At 39.5% G+C, this 18637-nt stretch carries 14 protein-coding genes; 7 read left to right on the forward strand and 7 right to left on the reverse strand.

From position 1 onward, the window contains the following. Positions 1–42: 42 nt before the first annotated feature. Positions 43–165: a hypothetical protein gene (locus tag VF06_RS42795; RefSeq protein WP_257207567.1), complete on the reverse strand. Its 123-nt coding sequence runs from the start codon at positions 163–165 to the stop codon at positions 43–45. A gap of 592 nt (positions 166–757) precedes the next feature. On the opposite strand from VF06_RS42795, the gene VF06_RS19625 reads away from it, so the two are divergent. The 3 genes from VF06_RS19625 to VF06_RS19635 all read left to right on the forward strand — a co-directional run bounded on the left by VF06_RS19625 (position 758) and on the right by VF06_RS19635 (position 4952). Continuing rightward, a complete protein-coding gene (locus tag VF06_RS19625; protein ID WP_099067646.1) occupies positions 758–1795 on the forward strand; it encodes an aspartate-semialdehyde dehydrogenase in 1038 nt (345 codons plus the stop codon). 141 nt (positions 1796–1936) lie between these two features. After that, entirely contained in the window at positions 1937–2821 is an 885-nt protein-coding gene (gene dapA / locus VF06_RS19630) for a 4-hydroxy-tetrahydrodipicolinate synthase (RefSeq protein WP_099067647.1), read from the forward strand. Positions 2822–3179: 358 nt separating this feature from the next. Beyond that, positions 3180–4952, forward strand: coding sequence for a ribonuclease J (locus VF06_RS19635; protein ID WP_099067648.1), 1773 nt, complete (start codon positions 3180–3182; stop codon positions 4950–4952). An 87-nt stretch (positions 4953–5039) separates the two neighbouring features. On the opposite strand, the gene VF06_RS19640 is transcribed toward VF06_RS19635, so the two are convergent. Both VF06_RS19640 and VF06_RS19645 read right to left on the reverse strand, forming a co-directional pair. Then, complete coding sequence (locus tag VF06_RS19640) at positions 5040–5951, reverse strand: AAA family ATPase (protein ID WP_099067649.1); 912 nt, start codon at positions 5949–5951, stop codon at positions 5040–5042. Between the two features lie 223 nt (positions 5952–6174). After that, positions 6175–7371 carry an anion transporter gene (locus VF06_RS19645; RefSeq protein ID WP_099067650.1) on the reverse strand — a complete coding sequence of 399 codons (1197 nt, stop codon included), beginning with the start codon at positions 7369–7371 and terminating at the stop codon, positions 6175–6177. Between the two features lie 497 nt (positions 7372–7868). Here VF06_RS19645 and VF06_RS19650 point away from each other — a divergent pair, with 497 nt between their 5' ends. After that, complete coding sequence (locus tag VF06_RS19650) at positions 7869–8246, forward strand: Mo-dependent nitrogenase C-terminal domain-containing protein (RefSeq protein ID WP_099067651.1); 378 nt, start codon at positions 7869–7871, stop codon at positions 8244–8246. A gap of 265 nt (positions 8247–8511) precedes the next feature. Here the strand turns inward: VF06_RS19650 and VF06_RS19655 are convergent, their stop codons facing one another. Then, on the reverse strand, positions 8512–10374 hold the full coding sequence (locus tag VF06_RS19655) for a caspase family protein (protein ID WP_099067652.1): 1863 nt from the start codon (positions 10372–10374) through the stop codon (positions 8512–8514). A gap of 201 nt (positions 10375–10575) precedes the next feature. Between VF06_RS19655 and VF06_RS19660 the strand changes: the two genes are divergently transcribed. The 3 genes from VF06_RS19660 (at position 10576) to VF06_RS19670 (ending at position 12634) form a co-directional block, all read left to right on the forward strand. After that, a complete protein-coding gene (locus VF06_RS19660; protein WP_099067653.1) occupies positions 10576–11022 on the forward strand; it encodes a hypothetical protein in 447 nt (148 codons plus the stop codon). A gap of 248 nt (positions 11023–11270) precedes the next feature. Beyond that, positions 11271–11444, forward strand: coding sequence for a 50S ribosomal protein L32 (gene rpmF, locus VF06_RS19665; RefSeq protein WP_099067654.1), 174 nt, complete (start codon positions 11271–11273; stop codon positions 11442–11444). A gap of 584 nt (positions 11445–12028) precedes the next feature. Beyond that, positions 12029–12634 (forward strand): sulfite oxidase-like oxidoreductase, encoded by a 606-nt coding sequence (locus tag VF06_RS19670; RefSeq protein ID WP_099067655.1) that lies wholly within the window; start codon positions 12029–12031, stop codon positions 12632–12634. 393 nt (positions 12635–13027) lie between these two features. On the opposite strand, the gene VF06_RS19675 is transcribed toward VF06_RS19670, so the two are convergent. The 3 genes from VF06_RS19675 to VF06_RS19690 form a co-directional block, all read right to left on the reverse strand. Beyond that, a complete protein-coding gene (locus VF06_RS19675) occupies positions 13028–14410 on the reverse strand; it encodes an aldehyde dehydrogenase (RefSeq protein ID WP_099067656.1) in 1383 nt (460 codons plus the stop codon). A gap of 133 nt (positions 14411–14543) precedes the next feature. Then, positions 14544–15671 (reverse strand): hybrid sensor histidine kinase/response regulator, encoded by a 1128-nt coding sequence (locus VF06_RS19680; protein WP_099067657.1) that lies wholly within the window; start codon positions 15669–15671, stop codon positions 14544–14546. A 741-nt stretch (positions 15672–16412) separates the two neighbouring features. Further along, positions 16413–17906 carry a linear amide C-N hydrolase gene (locus VF06_RS19690; RefSeq protein WP_180267364.1) on the reverse strand — a complete coding sequence of 498 codons (1494 nt, stop codon included), beginning with the start codon at positions 17904–17906 and terminating at the stop codon, positions 16413–16415. Between the last annotated feature and the right edge of the window lie 731 nt (positions 17907–18637).

Below are 18637 nucleotides of genomic sequence, written 5' to 3' on the forward strand. Positions count from 1 at the left end.
TTCATGATATCCAAAAATGGATGGTTGTCCTGGGGCAAAGATCTAGTGTACTGCCAATGTCCAAAGACTTGATACTTTAACTTCATAACAATTAGTCATTGGGCATTGGTGACTGTTGACTGGTGACTGGGGAATAATATTCTCCCCATCTCCCCATCTCCCCATCTCCCCCACCTCCCCCACCTCCCCATTCCCACAAATCAATTGAGAACTCACGAATTAATCATCCACTGGGCTGACACCGTGATATCCTTGTTCTCAATGAGTGGTTAGTACTCTAAAGTTATAGTTGTGGTAGTTAGTCTAGCTATTGGCTTGTAATCTCGCTCAATAGCTGAATCTAGTGTTGTCCTACCTTGTCCCTTTGGGAATCTACGGTGTATTTTTAATTTTGATAATGCATTTTGCAACTAAGACCTTGAATCAATTTATAGGTACAAGACCTTTCAAAAGCTAAAGTGCAGATATACCAATATAATTACGTTAAATGCCAGTTTGTTGTATATTATGTATAGTTTAAAATAATGTAAAAATCCATCAAAAATGCTTGTAAGGTACAACAAACTTAAATGAATTGACAAAATATCTAAAAAAATAAATGTATTGGATTGATAAAGATAGATTAAATTAGAAAAAAATAGAAAAAATCTAAATTTATTCAAAATGTATTTTTAGAGTACGAATTCCATTTAAATATAAGTAAATCGACAATTGTTATCAAAAATTACACACAAACCTCTTAAAGGAGGAAGCGAGTTTGTCTAAATCTTATCGTATAGCTATTTTGGGTGCCACTGGTGCCGTGGGTACAGAGTTACTGGAATTATTAGAAAGTCGTGCTTTTCCCATTGCTGAGTTAAAGTTATTGGCATCAGAGCGGAGTGCAGGGCGATCGCTCTCGTTTAATGGTGAAAATATACCAGTAGAACCAGTGAGTGATGATGCTTTTGAAAACGTTGATATAGTACTGGCTAGTGCTGGCGGTTCCACATCTAAAGCTTGGGCACCCATCGCTGTGGAAAAGGGCGCAGTGGTAATTGATAATTCCAGTGCCTTTCGGATGAATCCAGAAGTTCCCCTAGTAGTACCAGAAGTCAATCCCCAAGCCGCAGCTAATCACCAAGGCATTATTGCTAACCCCAACTGCACAACAATTTTGATGACGGTGGCAGTATGGCCATTGCATCAAATTAAACCAGTCCAACGAATTGTAGCCTCAACTTACCAATCTGCTAGCGGTGCTGGGGCAAGAGCAATGGCAGAAGTAAAAACCCAAACCAGCGCTATACTACAAGGACAGTCGCCAGTTGCTGAAGTATTGCCCTACCCATTGGCATTTAATTTATTCCCACATAACTCGCCATTAAACGATTTGGGTTATTGTGAGGAAGAAATGAAAATGGTCAACGAAACCCGAAAGATTTTTGGCAACCAGCAAATCAGAATTACTGCTACTTGTGTACGGGTTCCCGTACTCCGGGCACACTCGGAAGCAATTAATTTAGAATTTGCAACTCCCTTTAGTGTAGAGGCAGCTAAAGAAATTCTCAATTCTGCTCCTGGAGTAAAATTGGTAGAAGATTGGGAAAATAATTATTTCCCGATGCCAATTGAAGCTACAGGTAAGGACGAAGTACTGGTGGGAAGAATTCGTCAAGATATTTCTCATCCTTGTGGCTTGGAATTATGGTTATGTGGCGACCAAATTCGCAAAGGAGCAGCCTTAAATGCAATACAAATCGCCGAATTATTAGTAGAGAAAAATCTACTCAAACCATTAGTTAGTAGTCATTAGTCATTGGTCATTGGTCATCAGTAAAGGACAAATAACAAATGACAAATAAAAAATGACATTTTAAATCAATTTGCTAATAGATTATTACAATAGAAAACCACCAAGATATAAAAATATGGGTAATTAGGAGTGATAAACAGGGTGGGAGATTTTGGCAATGTTTTAACCGCTATGATTACGCCGTTTAAGGCAGATGGTAGTGTGAACTACGATCTAGCCGCAGAACTAGCAGCGCATCTCGCCAACAATGGTACAGATACATTGGTGGTATGTGGCACAACAGGGGAATCCCCTACCCTGACTTGGGACGAGGAATACCAGTTGTTTGTGGAAGTGTTACAGGCTGTGGCAGGAAAAGCCAAGGTAATAGCAGGTTGTGGGTCAAATTCCACCAAAGAAGCGATCGCTGCTACTCAAAAAGCCGCTAAAATAGGAGTACACGGTTCCTTACAGGTTGTTCCTTATTACAACAAACCACCGCAAGCGGGATTAAAAGCACACTTTCAGGCCATAGCACAAGCCTGTCCCGACTTACCACTGTTGTTGTATAACGTCCCCGGTCGTACCGGGCAAAACCTTGAGCCAGAAACAGTTGCCCAGTTAGCTAAGGTGAGCAACATTATCGGGATAAAGGAATCTACAGGTAGCATAGATCGAGCAAGTGAAATTCGTCGCTTGACACCAAAAGAATTCCAGATCTACTCTGGTGATGATTACATGACTTTGCCGATGTTAGCGATCGGGGCAAAGGGTGTAGTAAGTGTGGCTTCTCATCTGGTAGGTAACCAACTACAGCAGATGATTCAAGCTTTTAGTGCGGGTAAAATTGAGGTAGCCAGCGAGATTCATCTCCGACTCTTCCCGTTGTTTAAAGCTTTATTTCTGACTTCAAATCCCATTCCAATTAAAAAGGCATTAAAACTTCAAGGTTGGGAGGTTGGTTCAACTCGTCCGCCGCTATGCGAAGCTGACTTGGAAGTGACTCAAAAATTAGAAATAGTTCTCAAAGAACTTAGTTTAATTTAGTCCTAATAGGCTTACTTACTAAACTATAGATACAAACTAATGACTGTAATTGTTAACAAGTTATACCATTGTGAATTTTAAATTGAGAGTTTCTTGCTTTTAAAGAGTTATGTGCATCCATTCATACCACTAAGTTTTCAAATTTAAAATTGGTATTACTATTTAAAAACTTGTGTTAGGACTAATAGATATACTATGAATCCTTTGGTGTATTGTCATTTTTATTGAATAAACAATAAAAAATCTCAATTAAAACAAGATTGCTTTGGGACTGAACTAAAAGACAACTGGGGTTGTTTGAAATACAAGATCGTTAACTATCAACTTAATTAACAAAACGTAACAAACTAAGGAGAAAATGGCTAAAAACGAAGCTAATAATTCCGCCTTGAAAATTATTCCTTTAGGCGGTTTGCATGAAATTGGAAAAAATACTTGTGTTTTCGAGTACGAAGATGAAATTGTTCTCTTGGATGCAGGATTAGCTTTTCCCACAGAGGCGATGCATGGAGTGAATATTGTTCTTCCAGATACGACCTATTTGCGGGAAAATCGCCACAAAATTAAAGGGATGATCGTTACCCACGGTCATGAAGATCATATTGGTGGGATTGCTTTTCATCTCAAGCAATTTGACATACCTGTGATCTATGGCCCAAGACTAGCAATGGCAATGCTAGAGGGTAAATTAGAAGAAGCTGGAGTACGCGATCGCACAGAATTAAAAAAAGTTTTACCCCGCGATGTCGTGCGGATTGGTAAAAACTTTTTAGTGGAATATATCCGCAATACTCACTCAATAGCTGATAGTTTCACTGTTGCCATTCATACGCCACTTGGGGTAATTATTCACACTGGTGATTTTAAAATTGACCATACGCCAGTGGATGGAGAAAAGTTTGACCTCCAACGACTAGCAGAACATGGTGAAAAAGGCGTTCTTTGTCTGCTAAGTGATTCTACTAATTCTGAAGTGCCAGGATTTACACCTTCAGAACGCTCTGTTTATCCAAATCTGGATAGAGTATTTAGTCAGGCCACTGGGCGATTGTTCGTCACTACCTTTGCTTCTAGCGTCCATCGCATCAATATGATTTTGGATTTAGCGAAGAAGCATAACCGTGTAGTGACCGTGGTCGGGCGTTCCATGCTGAACTTGATTGCTCATGCCCGTAATTTAGGTTACATCAAGTGTGAAGATAATCTGCTGCAACCGTTAAACGCAGTCCGCAACCTGCCAGATGAAAGTGTGTTGATTTTAACTACAGGTTCCCAAGGCGAACCAATGTCAGCAATGACCCGCATTGCCAATAAAGAACACCCCCACATCAAAATTCGTCAAGGCGATACAGTGGTATTCTCCGCTAACCCGATTCCCGGAAATACCATCGCCGTGGTCAACACCATAGATAAATTGATGATTCAAGGGGCAAATGTGGTTTATGGTCGGGATAAAGGAATTCACGTCTCCGGTCACGGCTGTCAGGAAGACCAAAAGTTAATGATTGCCTTAACTCAACCGAAGTTCTTTGTCCCATTCCACGGCGAACATCGAATGCTGGTGAAGCACGCCCAAACGGCTCAGAGTATGGGCATACCAGCAGAGAACATGATAGTTATTCAAAATGGTGATGTCATAGAACTGACTGAAAATTCCATTCGGGTTGCCGGTAAGGTGCCATCTGGTATTGAACTGGTAGATACCACAAGTTCTGGTATGGTAAGTGCCACAGTGCTGCAAGAACGGCAACGTATGGCAGAAGAAGGTATTGTTACCATTGCCGCCGCCATTGATTGGAATGGTAAACTTTTGGCAAAACCGGAAATTCACCTCCGGGGTGTAGTTACAAGTTTAGAGCGATCGCTCCTACAAAAATGGGTACAACAGCGCATTGAAGAAATTCTCAGTGTCCGCTGGTCAGAATTTGCAGCTACAGAAGCCGAACCAGCCGATATAGATTGGGGTGGGTTGCAAGGAACTTTAGAGCGAGAATTGCAACGTTCTATTCGCAGAGAATTGCAATGTCAACCATCTGTGACTTTGTTGATGCAAATTCCAGAGGAGCCACCTGTAAAAGTTGCCGATGGGAGAAGACGGCGGACTCGGACAGCTGCTCAGGTGGCATCTTAATAAGAATCTCACGCAAAGGCGCAAAGACGCAAAATTTTTTGGAGGGTCTTTGCGCTTTAGGCTGAGATGCAGTTTTTTATCATTGGGTTAGGGAATATCTTCAGGCATAATTTTTATCATCATTTCTTTGGTAACATTTGGAAGTTTGACAAGTCTGTTTGCTTGCTTCTCGATTGTTTTATCAAAAATATTTCTCACTAGTCTTCCATTGCCAAATTTCTTATCTCGACTTGTATGTAAATTAGTTAACTTATAAAGTAATGCCTGCTTTGATTTATCAGTGAGCTTGAAATGGTTTTGCTCACAAGTTTTTTCAAACATATTGAGTAACTCATTAGGCTTATAGTCTTCAAAGTAGAAATATTTATTAAATCTTGACTGTAATCCCGGATTAGCATCAATGAATCTAGACATTTCTTCACTGTAGCCAGCAACTATTACTACTAGCCTGTCTCTGTAGTCCTCCATTCTTTTTAGGAGAGTATCAATAGCTTCTTGTCCAAAATCATTACGCGAATTTTCTGGTTTTAGTGCGTAGGCTTCATCAATAAACAGCACACCATCTAATGCTGATTCAATAAGTTCATCTACTTTAATAGCGGTTTGCCCAACATAACCTGCTACTAGTCCCGATCTATCAGTTTCAACAAGATGGCCTTTGGAAAGTATTCCTAGCTCTTTATATATTTTACCCATTAGACGAGCGACAGTAGTTTTTCCAGTTCCAGGAGGCCCACAAAATACAGAATGTAGTGTGACAGAAATAGTAGCAAGTTTTTTTTCTTGCCGAAGTTTCTGGATTTTAAGAAAGTTGATCTGAGTGTTAATCTCATCTTTCACATTCTGCATTCCCACCAGATTATTTAGTTGTTCAAGAACGCTATCTAATCCTTGAGAACTGCAATCATTATTAATAGGACGCTTTTTTAGGTCTTTTTTTAACTGTTCTAGTTCCGCGTCAATTTCCTCATCCCACAAACTCTTATTCCAAATATTCATACTCTATAGCCTCTACAGTTAAGTAATAAGCGTCTCTATTATGCTTAAGTACAAACCAAAGAAGATTTATTTAACTTCGGCTAGACTTAGTATAAAAAAGTAAAAAATGCTAAACAAAAGTTAATAGTATAGAATATGACAATTATATTACCGTAACTCAGTTTATACAAAGTTATCTCAGATATTTAACAGACGCAAACAATAGCAACCAAAGCGATCGCGGTCAATGAACCCAGAGGTACGTTAAAAGTAAAGTAGAGAGTGTGACTGGTACTCCAAATCTGAGGTGTTCCCAGAAGGTTAATTTGTAACCTAAATCAGCAGCAGCTTCTACAACTATCAAATTGGCTACCGAACCAAATAAAGTCAAATTACCTGCCAAGGTCGAACCGGCTGCCAGTAATAGCCAATACTTGGTATCGCCTTGAGGAATCAGGGGATGGAGTAGGAGTACGGCAGGTACATTAGAAATTAAGTTAGATAAAACCACAGTTATACCTAAAAAACTCGCAGCAGAGTTAACAGCGTGGGTAAATGGTTGGAGTAAATTCAATTTCTGGGTGACTCGCGTCAAGATAAATAATCCAGAAAACATTACCAGCAGATTCCAATCCACTTTTTGTAAAATCCGCTGGGGTTTAACCCGGCGAGTAATTAGCAACAAGCTAGCAGCAACTAAAGCAGACTCAGCTAGGGGTAAGCCGATAGTAAATGCAATCAGCAACCCAGCTGTAATGACTAATGTTTTATTAAATAAAGGTTTAAAAATACGTTGGTTGGTGGTGGGTAATACTTGGCAAGCTTTGATTGAGCGTACATCTGGGTAAAGTAGCCACAGTAATCCTAGTTGAACTACCAAGCCTAAAAGGGCAACTGGAGCTAATACACGCAGAAAATCTAGGTAGGGAATGCCTGAAAAGGAGCCTATGAGGATGTTTTGCGGATTACCGCTCAGGGTAGCTACTGAGCCTATGTTAGTTGCACCAGCGATCGCTAGTAAATAAGGTATCGGATTTAAACCCAAGGTTTGAGTCAAGCTCAAAGTTAAGGGTGTAAAAATCAGCGCTAGAGTGTCATTGAGAAAAAACGCCGAAAGGATACCACTACCAAAAGTTAAGGCAATCAACAAACCTAAAGGACTGCGAGTCACACTCAGTATTACAGATAGCGATCGCCGAAAAAACCCCGCATAGGATAAGTTGGCGTTTACTACCATCATGCTCAACAGAAACACGATGGTATTAGCATCAATAGCCTGCCACGCTTGTTGTAAATTTAGAACACCTAAAGCAATTAAAAAAGCAGAACCGACTAAGGCAATGGTGGCACGGTTCATGCGTAAGCCTGGAATGTAGCCCAATGCTAACCCCAGGTAAGTTAACCCTAAGACGCCATAAGTAGCAAATTGCAGAAAAATCACTAAATATTAGCCTGATTATTCTAGTTGGGCAGACTTTGTGCGAATTAGCCTCCTACTGAAGCCTGAGCTAAATTTTTTTCTCTAGTTCTACTGTATTTAGCTAGTTATTAACACGACACAAATATCAAACAACGGGAAAATACACAGTTCAAAGCCCGCCTACCAGAATATTACTGTTATTTACACTTACAAAAAATAGTTTCAAAAACATTTCATTTTAAGTTTTGTAAATGTTAAACTAAAACCTACCCAATGAAGGATGTCTTCATTAAAATTTAAACTGTGTCAAGGTACGAACAAGATTACATTACTACACTACCGATCCCGCGAAAATTGCGGTTAACTTGACGTAGTAATAAATTAGATTCTGACTTAAGTGGCTAATTTGGGTATTACATTATATCGCAGTCAGGACACGAATATTCCGGAAATTTCGTTGCCACGTTGTATACATTCACCAGAAAGGTGAACAGCCTCAATAACATAGAGGATTAACCATGAAGGTATTTGATAATACCACAAAAAATATTTTTCTGGCAAGCTGGGTCTCAATCAATCAATCAGAGACTAGTGAAGATCGAGGAACCCAGCTAGGCCGTACTGTTTCCAAGCCCCACTGGAACATTCTTCAACCCTTAAAGCGGCTATTAGACAGCATTCAAATCCGCGATCGCCAATTAGCTCACCGATTGTGTAAACTGATTCCATCTCAGTGTCCCTTTGAGCGAGATGTCAAATTATTCGGCAAAACCCTATTTCACATTCCGCCTATGTGTAAGCTCAACCCCTTATATGAAGAAGTGGTTAGTTTACGTTTCCGAGCGTTGTGTTATCTAGCCGACGAATGTGGCGAAGATGTATCGCAGTACTGTTAATTAAGTTAGGAATTAGTTAGGAATTAGTTAGGAGTTAGGAGTTAGGAATTAGTTAGGAGTTAGGAATTAGTTAGGAGTTAGGAATTCGTTAGGAGGGAAGAGTTCAAAATAAAACTCAAAACTCTTAATTCTTAACTCCTAACTCCCAACTCCTAACTCCTAACTCCTAACTCCTAACTCCTAACTCCTAACTCCTAACTCCTAACTCCTAACTCCTAACTCCTAACTCCTCACTCCTCACTCCTCACTCTTAATTGTTTTTTGACTATTTTTTTCGCCATTTTTGAATGGCATCCTGAGCATCTTCGTAAGAAGCTGTTTCCTCTGGCACTAAAGTAGCAGTTTCAATTGCAGCATTGAGTTCTCCTTGAGCAGCGCGACGCTTGGCGAGATCTAAAATTTTCTCACTCCAATTATCGATTGATTTTTGGGCGGTATCGAAGCCTGGTTGACCTGATGGTACTTTTTTAGCAACTTCGATGGCTCGATTATAGGTAGAGGCTTGTCCCGGCTGAATTAAGGCGTTAGCTGCATCTAAAAGAGTTGTATTACTGACATACTGCTTACCTTCTAGCCGCCATAGATTAATTGCCGCTTGTGCTTTAGCATAAAGCGGTTCGTTTTTGGTGATTAATCGAGCTGCGGCAATGGCACTAGCATACTGTCTTTGCTTGGCACGACCCTCTGCTAAATCTAAAATCATCCGGCTCCAAATCTTAATATTTTCCTGAGCCTGTTCGTATAATGGCTCACCGGGTTTGATTCTCCTAGCTGTGGCGATGGCTAAGCTCAAATCACTAGCCTGAGTTTCTTGGAGCGACATTTTTGCCAAGTCTAATACTGCTTGATTGCGCTTTTGCGATTCAGAACTCAAGGATGTTTGGACGCTAGATTGATTTTTAGGTCTAACTGGTGGGGTAGTTCCAATTGTCGAGGGGCCATTTGGGAAATTCTGGAACGCCTGAGGACTATTAGCAGTAGCATTGGGCGATGTACTTGATATCTGCTTAATCCTAAAAGTTTCTTGATTACGCAGAAAAACCACTGCGATTAAGCCTGTTACTAGCAAACTGCCTCCACCCCAGAAAATAACTTGCTTCCACAAAGGGGTGTTTGAATGATTTCGTGGCAATTGGGAGACGTTAACTTGGGAGGAGTTAGGGATAAATCTTCCCTTGGTATTCATTCCTATGGAAGTTTCTGCTGGCTGGGAAGCTAAGCTGGTAGCTGACTGCTGGATTTGTTTGCCATTAGACTTTTGCACTTTAGAATTAATAGTTGTTTCTCCCCATTTACCTTGATTTTGAGGCGGGTCACCCAGGGGGGGAGCTGCAAGGGCAATGGCAAAGGATTCTTCGGGATAAATCACCGCTTCTGATTGGAAATCGCTTCCTATTGCCAATTTTGGTAAGATGACTTGGGGTTTGGATGGAATGATAATGGCAGGGTTTTGGATGGGACGCCAGTGATGCTGGCATAATTTGGGCACCACAAGGCTGAGGTAACTTTCTAAATCTGCTAAGTTGTTACCATTACCAGAACGCAAAGCTTCTAACAACGCTGCTGTAAAAAATCCGTGGCCTAGTTCGCTACTTTCGTGGGAAAACTGCTCTGGTTGACAAGAAAAAATTGTTGCAAGTTCTAATTCTTGAGCTAGTTCTATGGTTTCTTCCCCCACGGGAGCATCTGCTTGTGTACCAAAAGCGCGGTTAATATCAAGCAGTAACAATACATTTAACTGGGCCATTTGGAGACTTTGCATTAGCGATCGCAATTCTATCCCTGTCTCTGGCACGAGTTCGGGGTTACCCTCCGCCGGCATTAAGTAATCTTTGCCTTTGTAGTTGACTCCATAACCGCTAAAAAATAGCCACAGATAGTCTTGTGGTTGCCAACATGTCGCGGCCAAATCCTCAAGCAACAGCAAAATATTTTCTTTAGTGGGATAGGTGGATCTATCTCCCATTGGTGGTGAGGTATCCGTCATTAGCAGGCAATGTCCGGGGAGAAAACCTGCCTCTGCCACCAAAATATCCTTTAGTGCCTCAGCATCTGCTTGGGCACAGCTTAAAGGTTGAAATAACTGATATTGATTGATGCCAATAGCGATCGCCCAGTAATTTGCCATCGCGCTCTTTGTCGGTTATTGTTTGCTCGTCTGAAAATTGTGGTTGGCTTTATCCAAAAAACAAAGCTAACCTGATGTTTTCTAGTCTAGGTGATTCTCATCGAATCTTAAGATAAAATGTAATTTTTATTACGTTAGTTGACCGGAAAATACTTTCACCTAATTTCAATTGACAGATCGTTATTCAGGAGCTATAAGGTCATGAGCCAAATTTTTGCTCAGATACCATCATCGATCGCTTCCTTTTCATTTATTAGCCAAATTGCCAAAAAAATCCGGATAGTTCCTTTAGCATTTTTGCTCATATCTACTGTTCCTGCGTGGTTTTTCACCGAAGCGATCGCCCCTCAAGTTGTGCGAGCTTACACCGCCAGAGTTGACCTAGCCATCGATCGCCTGCCAGAAGAAAACTACGAAACCATTCTGCGACGAGCAGAAGCGGCCGCTAGAGCAGCTGCTCAGAGGAGCTTCGACCAAGATATTTTAGTAACAGATGTTTCAATCATTATCTCCGTACAAAGTTATGGAGCGATCGCACCAGTTCTAACATTAGAAGTCAGTCGCCCAGAATGGCGCAGCCGTCCGGACGCTCAAAATTGGGCAACTTACTATAAAACTGCGCGATCGCTACTGTTCTTTGAAAAATGATCGAGGGGATGAAAGAGGCAGGGGGCACAGAGATAGGGGAAAAGGTTAAAGGTTAAAGGGAAAAGGAATAAATTTAATCTTTACCCTTTTCCCCAGTTGGTGAGCTTGTCGAACCATACCCCTTTCCCCATACCCTGTTTACCCTGTTTGGCCAATGCCTTTACTTAATTCTTGGCTAAATTGGCGTCCTTGGTGTCAGTGAATGGCCTAAAATAAAAAGGTTGTCAAAAATCACTATATCTGCTGACATGGCTGTTCCTAAGAAGAAAACTTCCAAATCAAAACGAGATAAACGTCGGGCTACTTGGAGGCACAAAGCTGCTATTGAAGCTCAGAAAGCTCTATCTCTGGGCAAGTCTATTTTGACTGGACGTTCTACATTTGTTTATCCATCTGCTGAAGACGAGGAAGAAGAATCATAATTTTCCAATCAGGAAAAGCATGAACGGCATCGATAGGTTTAATGGGCAGAGTCATGGCTCAAATTTATCGCTCATGGATAAATGCTTTTTCTTGGCTTTCCTGATTGGATAATCAATTATTGATGGTCTACACAAGCTTATTAAATTGCAAAAAATTGGTAGTGAGTAATTGGGAACATCCATTACCCATTACCTATCAATTATCAGTAATGATTGGTAAGCTTATGTGGTTCCAGGTTATAGATTTTCTGGTTAAGACCGTTCATAGCTATTAGTCATTTACAAATAACCAACGACAAAGCACAAAGTCTCTAGCAATATTTTGCAGGGTGTGTCTGGTTACGTCGATAGAGAAGTGATTCGCCGTTTTCCCTAGCCTTTGGTTCTCTCATTCCCCAGGTACAGAACTCAATTAAGAGAGGACAACTGGCAAATGACAAATGATAAAAGATGACCAGATAAAGTAACTACGGAATTTCAATGTTTTTTATCCTAATCATATTCAAGGGTAAATTATCTGGCGCTGTTGACAACTCAGCACAAAATTCTGCAAATATTTTGAGAAAACTTACTTTTCTCCCATTATGTTAGGAAAATTCTTTGAGAAGCCAGGAAAAGAAAATAACGAACGCGTTCCTCCAGGTCAACATTTAGCCAAGGGTTTCCCTGTATTAACTTACGGCGCAACTCCGCAAGTTGGTATTGAAGAATGGGAATTTCGGGTTTGGGGTTTAGCAAAGCCAGCTACTTTTAATTGGTCAGACTTTATGGCGCTACCTCAACATGAGTTCACAGCGGATTTTCACTGCGTAACCCGTTGGTCTAAACTCGATGTCAAATGGACTGGGATTAAAGTAACAGATTTTATGGCTCTCATTGAGCTAGACCCAAAAGTAGCCTACATTATGGAACACTGCTATGGTGGCTACACTACAAATATTTCTATCGAAGACTTTATGCGGGAAGAAAATTTCTTTGCCTTTAAAGTTTTTGGTGAAGATCTTCCAGTTGAACATGGTGGGCCGATGCGGCTAGTCGTTCCTCATCTCTACGCCTGGAAAAGTGCTAAGTGGATTAATGGTTTAGAGTTTTTAGCCAGTGAAGAACTAGGTTTTTGGGAACGCAATGGCTACCACCACCGTGGCGAACCTTGGAAAGAGGAGCGTTATAGCAATGTATTTGGATTTTAAGAATTAGGAATTAGGAGTTAGGAGTTATGAGTGAGGAGTGAAGAATTATAAGTTTTGAGTTATGAGTGAGGAGTGAGGAATTAAGAGTTATGAGTGAGGAGTGAAGGATTATAAGTTTTGAGTGAGGAGTGAGAAGTGAGGAATTATGAGTTATGAGTCATAAGTTATGAATAATAAAGTTGTTAATTAAAAATTTCTGACTGCAAACTCCTAACTCCTAGCTAACTCCTAACTCCTAACTCATAACTCCTAACTCCTAGCTAACTCCTAACTCCTAACTCATAACTCCTCACTCATAATTCATAACTCCTCACTCATAACTCATAACTCCTAACTCCTCACTCATAACTCCTCACTCATAACCCCTCACTCCCAACTCTTTACTCATAACTTTTAACCCAAAAGTTTTTTGATGAGAGGCAATTTGTTTTTATATGGAGCATAGCGCCATTTTAAATCTAGCCAAAAGGAGTTTTGCAATACGCTTTTTTCATGAGAAAAGGTGTCAAAACTAGCTTTGCCATGATAGTTACCAATACCACTATCTCCTACTCCTCCGAAGGGTAAAGATGGGACTCCAACATGCATGATTGTATCGTTGATACAAACTCCACCTGATGAAGTTTCCTGCAAAACTCGCTTTTGGAGGTTTTTATTTTGAGAAAATAAATATAATGCTAGGGGTTTTGGTCTAGAGTTAATCAAGGCGATAACTTCTGCAATATCACTGTATTCAATTACTGGCAAAATAGGGCCAAAAATTTCTTCCTGCATTACAGAAGCTTCTAAGGAAATATTATCAATTATTGTAGGGGCGATATAACGCTCTGAAGATTTAGTTTCTCCACCGAGAATAACTTCGCCATCTTTCAGAAATTTAACCAACCTATCAAAGTGTTTTTGGCTAATAATCCTGGCATAATCAGAACTATTTGCCGGATTTTCTCCATAAAATTCTTTGAGGCATTTTTCGATACCATTGATTAAATCTTTTTTGATTTTTTTATCTACTAATAGATAGTCAGGGGCGATACATGTTTGCCCAGCATTAATAAATTTGCCCCAAGTAATTCGTCTGACAGTGTGTTCGAGATTAATGTCTGTATCGACAATACAAGGACTTTTACCACCCAATTCTAAAGTAACTGGTGTGAGATGTTTTGCCGCTGCTGTCATGACAATTTTGCCCACGGCTGTGCCACCAGTAAAAAATATATGGTCAAATTTTTCTGCTAGTAGTTTTTCACTGACTTCTATACCTCCTTCCACTGCTGTAATATAAGGTTGCGGGAAATATTTACTAATAATTTTATTAACAATACTAGAAGTGTAGGAAGCAATTTCTGAAGGTTTAATAATTGCACAATTTCCAGCGGCGATCGCACCTACTAGAGGTGAAATAGCTAACTGAAATGGATAGTTCCAAGGGGTGATAATTAAGATAACTCCCAGTGGTTCTGGATAAATGCGGGCTGAATATGAAAAAAAATCTAAGGAAACTGGTGCTTTTTTCGGTTTTGCCCAAGTTTTGATATGTTTGATGGCATAATCAATTTCTTTAACGACGGCAATTTCTGTTAGATAAGTCTCTACTACTGGTTTATGTAAATCTGCTTCTAATGCCTCGATTATTTCTTGTGTGTGTTCAATGATTCCTTGCTTAAGTTTTTGCAGTTGTTCAATGCGAAAATTTATATCTTTAGTTTTGCCTGTTTGAAAAAACTCTCGCTGATTTTGGATAATTTTGCCAATGTTGGATAATTCAGTGGTCATCATTTTTTATGCTATGAAAAACGATTTATTTCGGTCTATTGCTTGCTGTCTTTGTATATTTATGGTTCCACGGCACAGCTATGTTATCTGACACAAAACTTGTATGAGAAACAATTTCAAACAATTACCAAATTGATTATGTTTTTTGCGGTAGAAGTACCACAAATTTACTACCTTTACCCAACTCAGAATTCAGCAAAATAATACCTTGATGTGCCTCAACAATTCGTCGGGAAAGATACAATCCTAAGCCACTACCAGAACTTTTGTGAGTGCCTTGGCGAAATCTTTCAAAAATGGTAGTTTGTTCTTCCGGAGGAATGCCAGGGCCAGTATCGGCTATTTCAATCCTAATGTAGTCAGAAAATATAGATTGGCTATTTTTACCAAATTGGTTTTCACAAGTCAAACGAATACTTACTGAACCTGAGTCAGTAAATTTGATTGCATTGCCGATAAGATTAGTAAATAAACGATGTAATTCTAAGCGATCGCCTATTATTGTATTTGCCTTTAACTCCTCAGCCAATTCCAAATTGAGCGACAGTTTTTTATCTTGAATTAAGGGGGTCAATTCTCCAGCTACTTCCTCTAGTAACTGTGCTAAATTCACAGGCTGCAATGTCAAAGTTTTCCGACCGGCTTCAAAGCGATAAACTTCCAATAAGGTATTGACCATAGAAAGCAAGTTAATATTGCTTCGAGCCATGATAGCAATTACTTCCTGCATTTGCGGCGATAATGCTCCTAAAGCACCTTGTTGAAATAGCATTAACATGCGATCGGCTGCTACTAAAGGAGTGCGTAAGTCGTGGGCGAGACGGGAGACAAAATCCTCTCGCTGGCGCGCAATTTCATCGCGTTCATCCATACTGTGCTTCAAACGCAAAAGCGATCGCACTCTTGCTAATAATTCATCCACTGTCACTGGTTTACGGATAAAATCATCAGCACCCAAGTCTAATCCGTGGGCAACATTGGGCGCATCGTGGGCAGTGATTAGCAGTATGGGAATATATTGCGATAACTTAATATCTCCCCGAATATGCTTAGTAACTTCGTATCCATCCATACCTGGCATCATCAAATCTAGAAGCACTAAGTCACAAGGAGATGCTTGTAATTGTGCCAACGCCGAAATACCATTTTCTGCGGTGCTAATGGTGTAACCTTCTTCCTCCAAAATAGTTTTGATTAGAAATACATTATCAGGAGAGTCATCAACAACCAGAATTTTATCAGAGCGAGAAGATTGTAAAGTCATGTCAAAGCTAGGTATGAGGTGCAAATTTTTGTTAATTTGACTGTACTTGTAACAATTTGTCTGGCAATTCCTTTAATTAACCTCCCGCTTAAGAGATATTATTTACTCACGGCTTGGTATTTACGGAGTTTATAATTTGCTGTTAAGTTAAACTGGGCTGGATTTTTGGCAAAAAAAATAATTCACTAATAAAATTATGGCTGGTAAAATTTGAAATTTGAATACGGTAGATGCTATAAATCGATAGGTAATATTTGATATAGTAACTAGCACCGGAAACTAAAAACGAAATTGTGTAGTCAAGCAATCGCTCGACTACGTAATTTGTATTGATTGAGTATTAATTTATGTTAACGGATTTTTAATATTTAAGTTCGTTAGTTGAGATTTTTCTTTCATTACTTTGGTGAAAGAGTGCTAAATCTTGTAGTTGTTGATGATGACGAAATTTTTGTCCGGGTCTGTAATAGACTTCTAAGAGAAGTGGGGAAAAGGGTAAGGGGTAAAGGGGAAAGGGCAAATAAAAACCCTTTTCCCTTTCCCCCTCTTGCAAAAGTTACTTTTACCAGAGGTCTAATGAAAATATTACCCAACAGGGACAATAGTTAACATTACCTTAAATATAAACGTCGTCCAAGGGTGTTTATCACCAGTCTGAAACATCCTTGGACGCGCTTATGTGACTTTTATAGATGCTTTGCAGCCACGCTGTCTAATAATTTACTGAATTCAATTACTAGTTTATTTGTCAGGCTTCTGGTAGTCAAAATAAAACCATTGACCACCTTCCACATCTTGAAACAGATCGTTCACCTTGCCTATCTTTTTTTCATCCTTTAGTTGATCCTCTAGTAGATCAATCCCTTTATCACCCTCTTTTGCTGGCGGGACATACAGATCTAATTTTTTCACTGTCTTTAAGTCAGCAAATAATTCTTTCAAATCAACATATAGTGGATATAAAGCCCTACTTGATTCAAAGAAATAGCGCTTGTTTCCATGATCTGCAACAGTGCGCCAGAGTGTAGAGGAAAGGAATGGGTTATCATCTATTGCCTTAACACTTAAAGGCGTTGACATATTACGAATCAACGAAAAAGCTCTAGCAAGACCTTCGTGTTTTGACCACTCTTCTAACCATATTTTGTAAGACTTTTCGTCACCTGAAATTCTTTGAGTCTCATCAATAAATGGTCTCGAATTTTCTTTAAACTTAGGATCTTGCTTGTCATAGACTTTTTCGATTCTATCGCTGTAGAATGAGGCGCGGAGAAATCGAATATCAGAGCCATTCATTGGCGGATTCATCTCTTTTTTTGAATTATCTTTTTTCAGTCCATCCCAACTAAATACTTCATTTTTAATTCCCCAATCAAAGTCTCCATTTTCTGTTTGAAAACTCTTTAAAAGTTCTAATTGCTTGTCATATAGGTTGTTAGTCAACACACTAATCGTTTGTTTGTCTTCAGTTTCATTCTTCTTTGGAACGTAGTAAACTACTAATTTATAATTTGGAGATAGATCGTCATTTTCGCCCTCCACATATTGTAAGACTGCCGACTCTCCCTTAGCATCTGAAAGGGACAAATGTATGACTATAGGTTTGAGATATACATTAAACTCCTTGGAGCCTGTGTCTAATTTTGCGACAGCTAGCTCAGACGTGACAATAAAAAATGGCTCCTGCTTTAATCCCTCTACAGCATCTTTGACAGTTGCGTATCTGTCTAGTACATACTGTGCCAAGCCACTAATCGGTAAACGTGGTTTATTCTCATAGTCATTATGCTTGTAGCAAGCTTGTGGTAGAAAAAGGAGATTGGCAACTAAGCCCTCCTCGTTTATGCCATCAGTTGTAGCCTTTCCGTAGTTACATACAACCAGGCTCTTATACTTAGATGTCCATGTAAACGGTTTACCCTCATCATTTTCACCAGCACCTGTGCGATCGCTACCTTCAGGTGATGCCCATAAGCTTGTAGCCATATTTGCATCAGACCAATCCATAGAACGCACGGTAAAGATTGATTTTGTTTCTTGGTTAGCAACATAGATTGCACGGGTACAACCGAGTAATACCAGTGGTATTAATCCCAAGTGCAAATCATCGATCGAATTGCTCAATGCTTGATGAATGTTAAAAGATTCCTGTGTGAAATTGCAGCCTACTAGTGCGGCGATTCCAACAAATAGAAACGGTATAGTTAATGAAAAACTTTTGAGGTAACGTTTCATTGGTTTATTTGTGTGTGTGTAAATTAATTGCAGAACTTTACAAGTTATAATGCTTTTTGCATTTCTCAAAACCTGATAAAACCTAGATTCAAAAGTTTCACACCTTATGAAAATTTTAACTATCATAAATGTGCGAATGATAGTCTAGGTATAAGTTTATGAAAAATGCTAAAAGCACGAATTGTGAGAAATGCTAGCTAAGTTTTCGTGTTTTCTTAGTACTATTCGGATATATCCGAATGGTAGATATGAAAGCTGTTTTATATTTGATTTACATAGTCAATAAAACGTACTGAAAATTTGACTACGCAAATTAAATAAGTTTTAGCTTTGGATTGAGGTGTTGTTGGATTTTGTACAGACTAACTTTGACAGATTACAAATATTCTGGATATTTGTCAAGTTAAAAGCCATGCTTTAGCTGTATTTCTGCACAAAAAAATAGTATGCTTGTAGCGATTACAAAATATGTGTCCTCGATCGCACAAATTATATGTTGATAAACACTTGCAAATTAAACAACTTCATGTATAGATTCTGAGGAGAGCTTGCGGTGTTACCAAAAGGCAATAGGCAACAGGCAATAGGCAACAGGCAACAGGGAAAGTAAAAAGGCAACAGGCAATAGGCAATAGGCAACAGGGAAAGTAAAAAGGCAATAGGCAATAGGAAAGAAAGTCTGCTGGTGTCTGGATTTTACTGTCAATTTATGTTCTAAACTATGCTTCGAC

The sequence above is a fragment of the Nostoc linckia z4 genome (assembly GCF_002608075.1).
Taxonomy (GTDB): Bacteria; Cyanobacteriota; Cyanobacteriia; order Cyanobacteriales; family Nostocaceae; genus Nostoc; species Nostoc linckia.